Annotated in this window: 12 protein-coding genes; 7 read left to right on the forward strand and 5 right to left on the reverse strand. The window is 27.8% G+C overall.

What is annotated here, in order from left to right; genetic code table 11:
• Window positions 1-113 precede the first annotated feature (113 nt).
• From AXY43_RS05725 to AXY43_RS05745, 5 genes are all read left to right on the forward strand, one after another.
• The gene (locus tag AXY43_RS05725) at window positions 114-1,934 is read left to right on the forward strand and encodes a sensor histidine kinase (RefSeq protein ID WP_039769080.1); all 1,821 of its coding nucleotides are present in this window, start codon (window positions 114-116) and stop codon (window positions 1,932-1,934) included.
• Window positions 1,935-1,959: 25 nt separating this feature from the next.
• A complete protein-coding gene (locus tag AXY43_RS05730) occupies window positions 1,960-3,555 on the forward strand; it encodes a response regulator (RefSeq protein WP_105411195.1) in 1,596 nt (531 codons plus the stop codon).
• Between the two features lie 382 nt (window positions 3,556-3,937).
• Window positions 3,938-4,396, forward strand: coding sequence for a LytTR family DNA-binding domain-containing protein (locus AXY43_RS05735; RefSeq protein WP_105411196.1), 459 nt, complete (start codon window positions 3,938-3,940; stop codon window positions 4,394-4,396).
• Window positions 4,393-4,803 carry a hypothetical protein gene (locus AXY43_RS05740; RefSeq protein ID WP_041898293.1) on the forward strand — a complete coding sequence of 137 codons (411 nt, stop codon included), beginning with the start codon at window positions 4,393-4,395 and terminating at the stop codon, window positions 4,801-4,803. The genes AXY43_RS05735 and AXY43_RS05740 overlap by 4 nt, the downstream gene beginning before the upstream one ends.
• 139 nt (window positions 4,804-4,942) lie before the next feature.
• A complete protein-coding gene (locus AXY43_RS05745) occupies window positions 4,943-5,458 on the forward strand; it encodes a hypothetical protein (protein ID WP_041898294.1) in 516 nt (171 codons plus the stop codon).
• Between the two features lie 286 nt (window positions 5,459-5,744).
• On the opposite strand, the gene AXY43_RS05750 is transcribed toward AXY43_RS05745, so the two are convergent.
• Window positions 5,745-6,641 carry a LysR substrate-binding domain-containing protein gene (locus AXY43_RS05750; protein WP_041898295.1) on the reverse strand — a complete coding sequence of 299 codons (897 nt, stop codon included), beginning with the start codon at window positions 6,639-6,641 and terminating at the stop codon, window positions 5,745-5,747.
• Between the two features lie 129 nt (window positions 6,642-6,770).
• Between AXY43_RS05750 and AXY43_RS05755 the strand changes: the two genes are divergently transcribed.
• Window positions 6,771-7,886, forward strand: coding sequence for an alkaline phosphatase family protein (locus tag AXY43_RS05755; RefSeq protein ID WP_105411197.1), 1,116 nt, complete (start codon window positions 6,771-6,773; stop codon window positions 7,884-7,886).
• Between the two features lie 222 nt (window positions 7,887-8,108).
• Window positions 8,109-9,053: an NAD(P)-dependent oxidoreductase gene (locus tag AXY43_RS05760; protein ID WP_181246067.1), complete on the forward strand. Its 945-nt coding sequence runs from the start codon at window positions 8,109-8,111 to the stop codon at window positions 9,051-9,053.
• Window positions 9,054-9,148: 95 nt separating this feature from the next.
• Here the strand turns inward: AXY43_RS05760 and AXY43_RS05765 are convergent, their stop codons facing one another.
• From AXY43_RS05765 to AXY43_RS05780, 4 genes are all read right to left on the reverse strand, one after another.
• Window positions 9,149-10,021, reverse strand: a complete 873-nt coding sequence (locus tag AXY43_RS05765) for an SPL family radical SAM protein (protein WP_105411199.1) — start codon at window positions 10,019-10,021, stop codon at window positions 9,149-9,151.
• Window positions 10,022-10,079: 58 nt separating this feature from the next.
• Window positions 10,080-10,613: an RBBP9/YdeN family alpha/beta hydrolase gene (locus AXY43_RS05770; protein ID WP_041898302.1), complete on the reverse strand. Its 534-nt coding sequence runs from the start codon at window positions 10,611-10,613 to the stop codon at window positions 10,080-10,082.
• 182 nt (window positions 10,614-10,795) lie between these two features.
• Window positions 10,796-11,206, reverse strand: coding sequence for a peptide deformylase (locus AXY43_RS05775; protein WP_041898304.1), 411 nt, complete (start codon window positions 11,204-11,206; stop codon window positions 10,796-10,798).
• A gap of 339 nt (window positions 11,207-11,545) precedes the next feature.
• The gene (locus AXY43_RS05780; RefSeq protein WP_105411200.1) at window positions 11,546-12,415 is read right to left on the reverse strand and encodes an aldo/keto reductase; all 870 of its coding nucleotides are present in this window, start codon (window positions 12,413-12,415) and stop codon (window positions 11,546-11,548) included.
• Window positions 12,416-12,461 lie beyond the last annotated feature (46 nt).

Below are 12,461 nucleotides of genomic sequence, written 5' to 3' on the forward strand. Positions count from 1 at the left end.
TAATTTTTTTTGTTTTTGATTTTTACAATTCATAAATATTGTAATGTACATAGTTATTATCTATAATAACATTAATGGTAAAATATTACACAACCAAAGGAGAGGGATACTTGATGATGATTGTTTATAAATTAAAGTCTGTAAATAAATTTATAAAAAAATATCTTTCTAATTTTCAAAATAAAATAATAGTGTGTTTTATACTCTGTACTACTATTCCTCTTCTAGCTATTGGCTTAATTTCTTATCATACATCTGTAAAAATAGCACGAGATAAGATAATTAATAGTAATCTCCTTATAAATAATCAGTTAAAAGTTGATATTAATAATCGTATGATGCAAATTGAACATGTTGCTGATTCCATTCAATTTTATTTGTATTCTTTAAATAATACTCCAGTCTTTCCTCTATCAAATTATTTAAATACTTTTAACAATACTTCTAATAATATAGATGTATTAAAAAATAATTTTAATATATTTTATATAAATGCTTTTGTAGATCCAAGTTTAATTATAAGCAATAATAAGCTAAGTTTTAACAGTCTAAAGACAATTGAGAAATATGGGGTTTCTGAAAACGAATTGATAAATTTAGGTATCTCCCCAAAGTGGGTTTTTAGACCAAAACAAGTCTTCCCATATATGATTTCTAATACTAACTTAGGAGTGGATTCTATATTTTGCTATAGGAGCGTTAAATACAATAAAAATGATTCTTTATTGTACGCATATTTTGTAAGTATTAAATCAGATGAATTTTCAGACATACTTAAAAACTCTACTGTAGATAATTCAATATCTAATTATATTATTGATGATGATGGAGTTGTTGTAGCTCACTCTGATAAAAGTAAAGTAGGCAGTACTTTAGATAATGAAAAACTTTCAATTATTAAACAAAATGATCTTCACAATGGTTTATCTTCATATAAGGATTCAGAAATTCTATCTTCAAAACTAGTGAATAAGTGGTATATTGTTACTGATATTCCTCAAAAATATATATTATATAACACTTTTCCGCTTATTAAGTTAATTTTCTTTTCTATTTTACTGCTAACTCCTGTATTCATATTTATTGCTATCTCTCTTGGAAAAGAACTGACAAAAAGGCTTAATAAACTATCCACAATAATAAAATCTGCTAAGCTTAATAATAATAGCATACAAATTGACAATCTTAATGAATTGATAGATCCTAACTCCGTACATTGTGACGATATTGATTATATAGCATTAATTTTTCAAGATATGATAAATACAATAAATGATAATTTCAATACCATCTTAGATTTATCAATAAAAAAAGAAAAATTGAATTATGATTTACTACAAACACAAATCAATCCTCATTTTTTATATAATATACTGGATTCTATTCACATATGTAACTCCATAGGCAAATTTGATATTGCAAATCAAATTATTATAGACTTATCAAAGTTCTATCGATACGTACTTCGAACCTCTGAAAACTTAATAACAATTAAAGAAGAACTAGAAATTTCTAAATTATATTTATCAATGGAGAGCATATGCAAAGCTGGAAATATAGCTTGGAATTTTTATTTGGATGAAGGTATCGAAAACTTTCTAATTCCAAAACTTACACTTCAACCACTTATTGAAAATTGCATTAAGCATGGAATTGGACAAGGTAAAAATAAAATTAGTATAGATATATCTATTGTTTATTATGAAAATTATATTTTAATTACCATTAAAGACAATGGCATTGGTATTAATCCTGACAAGCTTATTGACATACAATCTATCCTAAAAAATAATGGTGTCGATAATAAATATCTAGGGTTAAGTAATGTAAATGCTAGGTTAGCTTCCTCAAAGATATCTAAAGAATATATAAAAATTACTAGCGTTCTAAACAGTGGCACCAAAATTCAAATGATATTAAATCAAATTATTTAAAATATATATGTAAGGAGACGTATTTTTGAGAAAAGTAATTATAGTAGATGATAATCATTTATCTGTTGAAGGTATTTATAAAAATATAAACTGGAAATCTTTAAATTCAGAAGTAGCATATATGTTTTATGATTCGCAATCTATTATTGATGTCGTTAAATCTGCTAATATTGATTTAATAATATCAGATATAGAAATGCCTATAATATCTGGATTAGAGATGTCAAAGCAAATATTAAAATTTAATCCTAATATAAAGATTATACTTATAAGCGCATTTGATAAATTTGAATACGCAAGAGAAGCTATCAGAGTTGGGGTCTATGATTACATAGAAAAACCTATTGATTATAATTATCTCAGCACAATTATTAATAATGCATTCGTCCAATTAGAGAAAGAAAAAAGGAATCGTAAAATCTTAAATGAAAGTCGCCCATTAATGATAAGTAAGTTTTTTTCAGAATTAATCCATTTAAACAGTGATGAGGCAAAATACAATCTTTCTAAATATCCTGATTACTTAAATATAGATTTAAATTCAAAATATTTTGTGACATTAAATTTTAGAATAACAAACTCTAAAACATTGAAAAATGATTTAGGGATTGAAAAATATCATATTTCATTAATAGACTTAGGTGATCATATTAAATCTGCTTTTTCTAAGTTTCAATTATATCATTTTTTAATCGAACGGGACGATATAATCACAATTATTGGTGGAAATTACCCGAATGGAAATTACTTGCTGAATAAAGTTCACGATATACTTAATTCATTCACGGAACACTATAAAAGTGATATATTTGAATTAAATATAGGCATAGGAAGCGTTATTGATTCTTTTTGGAACATGAAAATTTCTTATGATAATTCATGTAAAGCACTTGAATATAATTTTTTCTTTCCTCAAAAAAACATATTTGATATTCATGATATTGTTAGGAAAAATAATACAAATAATAGTGTTTATATTTATGCCAAAGAAGATAAACTAATTCAGCTTATTTACAAAAAAGATTTAAACTCCATAAAAAATTGGATACAAGATTTTTACGAAGAAATTCTAATAAATTGTAACAATAAGTATTTAATATTTAACAATATATATTCCATTTTAAGTAATGTGCTAAAACTATTATATAACATGTCTATAAATACTAATGATATTGAAAATATTATAGTAAATACATACAGTAACTTAAGTACAATTTGCAACAGTTCCGAAATAATTAATTGGCTTTTTGATATTTTCAAGATTATTTGTAATAGACTTGATGAATCAATAAAAAATCAGCATGAATATCTTTGTAATAACGTAATTACATATATTAAAGATAATTACAGCAAAAAAGATTTATCCTTAAATGAAATTGCTTTATATGTAAATGTTAGTCCAGCATATTTAAGTGCATTATTCAAAAAACAAATTGGAGAAAACATAAGTACTATTATAACAAATATACGAATAGAAAATGCTTGCAAACTCCTAGAAAATACAAATCTATCTTTAAAAGAAATTAGCGAAAAGGTTGGTTATGTAAATCAATATTATTTTAGTTCCTGCTTTAAAAAGAAAATGAATAAGAATCCATCTATTTATCGTCAAGGAATATAATAAATTTTAATCAACCTTTTTGTGTTTTCTTTTTCCTAAAATTAACTTCTATTTCATTATTAAATTTAACCTATGTCGGATTTATACTAAATCTAACATAGGCTTTTATAAAATATATATTTCCATAATAAGTTTACATTTAAAACGTAATATAAAAAAACTTACTATATAAAATATTAAATTTCCATTCTTAAGGAAGTAATTTCTGCAATTTACTTATTTTAGTCTATATGATATTTTATATATAAATAAGTATGTACTTTATGGAAAATGATTATCATATTTTGTTTAGAATAATGTTTAAATAAAAATAATGATTATTCATGAAGCTGTACTATATGATTTTATATATTAACAGTATTTAATTTGTAGGAGTGTAAAAATGAAGGTTAGTATAAACATTATCTCTTCTGAATTAGAGGAAGAAGTTATTTTTAACGTACACAATGTTCAAGAAAAAATTACTGAAGCCATAGAATTACTGACATCATCAAATGAGGTTATTAAACACTTACTTGGAAGAAAAGAAGAAAAATATTACAAAGTAAACGTGGATGAAATTTTTTATATAGAATCAATAGATAGAAAAGTATTCATCTATACCAAAACTCAAACATATGAAATTTCCGAGAAATTGTATGTTCTTGAGGAACAATTAGCTAGTATGGATTTTATTAGAATTTCTAAATCTTTGCTACTCAATATTAATAAAATACACTCTTTTTATCCAAAGTTAAGCGGAAATCTAGAGGCCCTTTTAACTAATAATGAAAAAGTAATAATTTCAAGAAGATATGTTGCAAATTTAAAAAACAAATTGGGAATGAGGGATAGCAAATGAGCTTTAAATATTTAAAAGAAATATTAAAATTAACCTCAGTAGTTTTTACAGTAATAACATTATTTCAGCTTATTACAAAACAATCTTTAGATAATGAAAAGATTTGTGAATTATTAGTTTTATCATTATCATTGTCATTAATAAAAATAGTTATCAATAAATATATTATTTCTAAGGACTCAATATTTAACCCATTATTATATATAGTTATAATTTGGTTAATGATTGCTGCATCAAATTATCTTTTTAACTGGAATATGTCCTTATCATTAATGCTCTCAACATTTATTGAAGTTATATTCATTTACATATGCGTAAGACTTATTAATTATCAATATGAGAAAATAGACGTGAAGAAAATGAATGAGATTTTAGATAGAAATAGAAAAAATAAAAACCAACAGTAGGCCTCTGCTTATTTTTATATTAGTTTTAATACCGCTTAGTTATATAAATATACCGCTTACGTAAATACGTATTGTTCTTATTTAATTTGTATTGTACTCTTACAACATGATATGAATTAAGAAAGAAGGTTATATTATTATGATGATTATTAATATTATTTCAGAGGTATTTAGCCAAACTCCTTTTTATGTTTGGGTTATATTTATTTATCTTTTAAAGCGTGGAATTAAAGCTAGTAAGGATGGTGAGTTATCACTTCCTAAAATGTTCATTATGCCATCTATTTTTATTATTTGGGGCTTAGAAAAGTTACTAACAAACTTTAACTATATAGGCATTTCTATGATTTTCTATACTATTTGTATGTGTTTTGGTACTTTAATATCATATTATTTATATTCTCGATATAGAAAAATATATATAAAGGATGGCTCTCTATACAAAACTGGCTCATATTTACCAATAACTATTATGATGACTAATTTTTTTGCTAAATATCTATTAAATGTTGCCATGGCTGTTAATCCATTGCTATACAGTACACTTTTCTTTAATATTTTCTATTCATTATTATCTGGATTTTCCGTTGGATTATTTATTGGAGGTATTTTACAAGCATATAAATCTTATTCAAACTTAAAAGCATTAGCTTAGATATATAATTAACACATCTAAATTAAAACTTCACATGTATTTTATTAGTTAAATCCCCTACTAAATTGATATGCTCCCCTTATAGCAGACAGTTAAAATAAAAAACTGTTTCTATAAAGGGAGCATATCAAATTCTAATTTAGTTGGTTTCATTGTTGATTTAAACTATCCATGTTAGTGCCTATTGTCCAATTTTAGTAAAATTATAAATTAGGGCTTTTTTCTTATCAAAAATAATTTTCTATATAAATGCACAATTCAACATATACATAATATATCCAAAGTGCTATCGTACCTTTAGGGGATTCTCATCCTTTATTGTACTACACAGCATTATAAAGTTATCTATATATTCCGTTAAATGCTTGTTTTTATGATATGAAACATAGAACTTCCTTGTAAAGTTATATTCTTCTAAATTTATTTTTGCGATTTTTCTGTTTTTTAATTCGTCTTGTATTAAGTATTGAGATAAAAGTGCTATTCCTTTATTATGAATTACAGCTTCTTTTATAGAATCAATACTCTTGCAAACCCATGTAACATTAGGAATGATATGCGATCCATCAAAAATATCTTGAAGCATTTTTTGAGTTCTACTTCCAGGTTCACGGGCTATTATTGGTTCTAAGCTTAATTGGTTAATTTTAATTGTTTGTTCAGCAAGGGGATTTTCTGGATGGCAAACAAGCATTAGTTTATCATCTAAAAAATCAACATATGTTAACTCACTGCAAGGAGATTCCATTTGAATAATGGCTACATCCAAATCATATGATAATATCTTTTGTTCTATGTAGGAGCTATTTCCAATTTCAACTTGAATATTTACAGAAGGATAAAGGTTCTGGAATTTCTCTAATATTGGGTAAATCAATTTATGACCAATTGTGGTACAAACCCCAATGCGTACTAGTCCTTGATAGGACAGATTTCTCATTTTTAGGTTCATTTGCCCTAAATCATATAATAATTGTTTTGCATGGAAAAGCAATTCCTTTCCATTAGAAGTCAAATATAGTTTTTTAGATAATCGCTCAAATAACTTTGTATTATATTCATTCTCCAGCGCTGATATTGACTGACTAACGGATGATGGCGATATATATAATTTTTGAGCGGCTTTACTCATACTCATTTGAGTACAAACTTCTACAAATATTTCTAAATCACGAATTGTCAATTGAAATCCCTCATTTCATATAGTTAAGTATTTACTAATCATTATATAATATTATTCATATTTTACAAAGCATTATAGAGGTGATAATCTAAAAACAAATAAGTGTCTTGATTAAAGGGGATGTAAATTATGCAAAAAATATTGATTGTTGTCATTGACGGGTGCTCTCCAGAGTATTTTACTTTGGAAAATGCACCAAATATTTATGGTTTATGTGAGCAAAAAGGATTCATAAAAAATATCTATGGTGCAGTTCCTACGGTAACCAACGTTAACCATGCCTCTATTCTGTCAGGACTTTGGCCAAATGAGACACAAATGGTAGGAAATTTCTTTTATGATCACATAACAGGAAAGTCTGGATTTATACAAGAGAAAGGATTTATGAAAGCTACTACAATATTACAGCACATTAAAAGTATTGGTGGTAAAACTGCTTTATTGACAGTAAAAGGAAAGATTCTTGAAGTATATGGAGAAGATGTTGATTTAGGAATTAGTGCTGAAAAGCCTGACCTTAACCTTTTAGAGCATCTAGGCATTTCTATACCGCCAAAAATACAAAGTGTAGAAAGTAGCAAATGGATTTTAGATGCAGCCTATACGTGCATACAAAAAGAATCTCCTGAAATAGTGTACTGTACTACTAATGATTATATTATGCATCATTATGGACCAAACTCTGAACAGGCTAAAAAGCAAATAGGCGATATTGATAACTGCATCAAAAAAATACACGAATTAGAGCCAACCCGCCAGATTTATATTACTGCTGATCATGGAATGAATAAAAAAACTACTCTTGTAAATTTTCAAAATTTATCTGAACAAGCAGGTTTTCATGTTGTATGCATACCTCCAATGAAAGATAGATATATTGAAAATCATGCATATCAGGAAGGCGGAACACTTTATGTATATATGAAAAATGCAGATGAAATGGAAAAGTATCTCCAATTTGTGTCTGCTCAAATATCAGTTGACAAAATTTTGAACAAAAAAGAATCTGCTGAACTTTATCATTTACCAATAAATAGTATAGGAGACTACGTCATTTTTGCCTCTGAAGATTATGCATTTGCCGAAATTGAAGGTATTTATTTAAATACTAAAGACGTACGAACTCACGGCTCCCTTTATGAAAGGGAAATACCTTTAGCAGCAATTAATCCTGTTGTGTCAAAAGAAAAGTATCAATTCAGTAAAGATATAACTTCAAATATCCTGCAATTGTTATCTAGGTAGCAGTGCAGTGAGAATAGCAATATTCATAGAAGATTAATGCTAAATAGAGCTTAACTTACTTTGACAATAAGAAGGACTATGTATATTATAATAACGAACAAAATATGAAAAATTCTGAGATTTCACTCTCAGTATATGATGTAGAAGATGCCTGGCTTGTAATTGCTAACATCAAACGGATTTTCTTCGAAATAGATATAGAGCATGAAAGGTGGCTTAAAAATGAAAATTCTTATAGTCGGATATTTTACTGAGACCTCAAAATCAAATATTGTAAGGCATTTTCCAGAAGACTGGGACATTATAATTGTCCAGCCTGGAAAAGAAATGTTGCATCATATTGAAGATTGTCAGGTACTCATACCTGAACATATTAAAGTGGACAGCGGTCTGCTTTCTATAGCAAAAAAATTAAAGTTGGTACAGACGGGTGCAGGATTTGACAATGTAGATATAGATGCCTGCACGCAGTACGGCATTTGGGCGGCCAATGCTGCAGGAGTGAATGCACAAGCAGTTGCCGAGCACGTAATGGCGCTAATATTATCTTATTATAAAAACATACCGTTTCTTGATTCTTTCATGAAGAACAGGATAGATGAAAATGAATTGCAGTATACAGGGAGTGAATTAAAAGGCAAAACCATCGGGATTATAGGCTTTGGCGCTGTCGGTAAAAAAGTAACTGAGTTTTGCAGGGTCTTTGATATGAATGTTCTGGTTTATGCTAGAAATCCCGTTGTACAGTCTGACGATTTTGTGAAAATGACGGATTTCGATACTCTTGTAGGCGCATCAGACATAGTAAGTGTGCATGTATCCCTAAATCAGCAAACCAAACAGCTAATCAACAAAGATGTATTCAAGAAAATGAAGAATACCGCACTTTTTGTCAATACAGCCCGCGGCGGAATTGTCAATGAAAGAGACTTGATAGATGCATTGAAAAACAAGGACATTTCAGGAGCATGCCTTGATGTGTTTGAATCTGAACCTCTTCCAATTGAAAGTGAACTCCGAAATCTAAGAAATGTGATACTTACTCCTCATACAGCAGGCTTGCCTGATGGTCTCAAATTCCATAAAAAAAGATATGATTTCTTCGTGAATAATATAAAGCGTGTAGAGAATGGTGAAGAGCCTGAAAGCAAGCTCAATCAGTTATAGTTTTGCTGTAATAAAAATAAGAGCCCTTTATTCTACTTTGTATATGAATATTATATACAAAGTAGATAACACCTTTTTATCATAGAAATTATTTCCTATATATCAAAACCTATTTGAACTTCATTATTCTCCTCTTCAAAAGCTTTCATATAATTAAAAACTTCTTTCACTTCAAAAATAATATTATTCTGCTGACAGGTGTCTTTAATAATTTTCATTAATTTTTCATGATTCTTACTTAACACTTCATAACTATTCCCATATTCTCTTATATATTTTTCTTTTAAACCTTTAAAATGCTTATCTAAATTCTTATAATAATATTCCCTATTTCCATTTCTTAATGTTAATCCAATACCAAATACTATAATTCCTTTAACTCTAGCTTCTATACAATAATCTAAAACTCCTCTTATATTTTCCTCTGTATCATTTATATAAGGTAAAATAGGACTTAGCCAAACTACCGTAGGAATTTTGTTATCCCTCATTATTTTTAAAACTTCGAATCGTTCTTTTGTTGTAGAAACATTAGGTTCAATAATCTTACATAATTCTTCATCATAAGTTGTTAATGTCATCTGCACAACACACTTTGCTTTTTTATTTATACTTCTTAGCAACTCTAAGTCTCTTAAAATTCTATTTGATTTAGTTTGTATCGCGAGTCCAAATCCATACTTATCAATTATTTCCAAACATTTTCTTGTATTTTGAAGATTTTCTTCTAGATGAATATATGGATCACTCATTGCACCTGTTCCAATCATGCACTTTCTTCTTTTTTTCTTAAGTGCGTCCTCTAATAGCTGCAGCACATTAGCCTTAACCTCAATGTCTTCAAATATATGATCCATTCCATAACAATGACTTCTGGCGTCACAATATATACATCCATGAGTACATCCTCTATAAATATTCATTCCATTACTACTAGATAATATACCTTTTGCCACTACATCATGCATAAAATCGTAACTCCCTTCAAATTAACACTGTACAATTAACAATTAAAAGTGATTAATCTTATCGAATTCTTTCCAATAGTTTCTGAAATAAATTAAATCCTTCATTCCAATCATCTATATTGGATTCACTATTTATATGACCCTTTCTACCCACAGATACTGTTTCAAGGCCCCACTGTTTGCCTTTTTCTATACAAAACAGAGATGAGGAATATTGATCATTCTCACTATAAATTAGCATTCCAGGCAACTCCAGGTTATCCTCTGGCAAATGTTCAAATGAGTCTAAAAAATTTGGAAATTGTTCCTTGTTTGGATCTGGTGGAGCCACTAAGAAGACTGCTTTCAAGTACTTTCGTATCTTAGGCATGGCTTTTACAGTAAGCAAGCAGCCAAGGCTGTGTGCAACTAATACTACATCGCAGCTATTTTCTCTTGAAAGATTTTCTATTAAATTTTTTTCCCATTCTTTATATACTGGATAATCCCATTCCTCTTGGGCTATTCTTTTAAATCCATATTTTTTCTCCCAAATACTCTGCCAATGCTCTGGCCCAGAATTATTAAGGCCAGGAACTATCTTTATATTCATTATTAACACCTCAAACCATCTTACTTTTTCTAAAAGATTTCATTTTTGTACCAAATTCTAACATACATATATGCTGATGTAAATGCAGTTATTAAAAGCAAATATAAATTGAATATTGTGCTTTCCCTTTGCATTTAAGCATTTATTTTCAGTATGATCAAGCTACGTTTTTAATTTGATAATTAGATTATTATGCCTTCAAAATGATCCATTTCATGTTGAATTATTTGTGCTGTAAATCCATTAAATACTTGCTTTTTCTTATTAAAGTTTCTATCAAGATACATAACCTCTATCGTTTCATATCTCTTTGTTTTTCTAAATCCAATTAAAGATAAACAGCTTTCTTCTGTTTCATAAGGCTTTTCCTTTTTTAATATAACTGGATTTATCATAGGTACAATAAGATTGCCTACAGTAAATACTAATATACGCTTCTTTACTCCAATCATATTAGCAGCCAATCCAACACAATGCTCTAAGTTTGCTCTTAATGTATCTATTAAATCATCAATTACTACCATATCATTTTTAGTTGCCTCTTCTGATTTTTGCCCTAAAAATAATATATCTTTTACTATTGGTTTTATCATACTATATACCTCTTTTTCAGTTATATTTTTTATAAAGAAATAGGATGTAGTCTTAAAATACATCTTATAACTTAATCCTACTAAATAAATTTGCGTAACTATATCATTTTGTATAATTAATTATAAGTTCTCTATTTAATACATATCTTTGATTAAAAAAATTATAACATAAACCAATGACAGTTTTAATATCATTGGTTCATATTTTAATATTTAATCATGTCCTATTTATTTTGATTCTCCCTATATATGGTTCACTGTAACAGATATAACGTAGAACTTTCTAAGTTATATCTTAACATTAGAATATCAATCGCTAATTTTAGATAGATTAAAAATTTATTTAAGGAAAATTTTCATCAGTTTATTATAAAGTGGATTAATCATATAGCCTGTAGGACTATGAGAATACCTTTTCCCTGTATTTAGTTGATTAATTTTTTCCATTTCTTCACTTGATAATTCAAAGTCAAACAACTGAATGTTCTCTTTGATTCTTTTGGAATTTGACGATTTAGGGATAATAATAATTCCCCTTTGTATATGCCAACGTAAGATTACTTGAGCCACTCTTTTTTCATGATGACTTGCAATTTTTTTCAATACTGTATTTTCCAGCAAAGCTTTATTCCCTTGACCTAAGGGTGCCCAAGCTTCATGCAGAATCTTATGTTTAGTAAGATATTGATGTAGCTCATTTTGTGTAAACTCCGGATGAGTCTCAATCTGATTAATCATCGGTGTAATCTTTGAGTGTTTCATTAATTCTTCAAGATGTTGTATCTCAAAATTTGCAACTCCAATTACTTTGATCTTACCTTGTAAATATAACTCTTCCATAGCATGCCATGTTTCTAAATAATAAGATGAAGCAAAATGAATTAGGTACATATCAAGGTACTCTACGTTCAGCTTTTTACAAGTTTGTTCAAAAGCTTTCTTAGTAGCTTCATAACCATGATCTGTATTCCAAACCTTCGAAGTAATAAAAAATTCTTCCCTTGGTATCTGACTTTTTTCAATTGCTAATCCTAAATCTTTTTCATTGCCATAAATTTTAGCAGTATCAAAATGACGATATCCAATTTTAATAGCTTCACCCACGGCAGTTTCAAAATCTTCCCCTTTATTTAGTTTATATACCCCAAAACCAACCTGAGGTATTTTAATGCCATTTACTGCCTTTATTTCTTTATTTATTAGATTCATCTCTTATCCCCTCCAGAATAAATTAGTTTAAACCAAATCAACTAAA

Source organism: Clostridium sp. MF28 (genome assembly GCF_002969175.1).
GTDB classification, from domain to species: domain Bacteria; phylum Bacillota; class Clostridia; order Clostridiales; family Clostridiaceae; genus Clostridium; species Clostridium beijerinckii.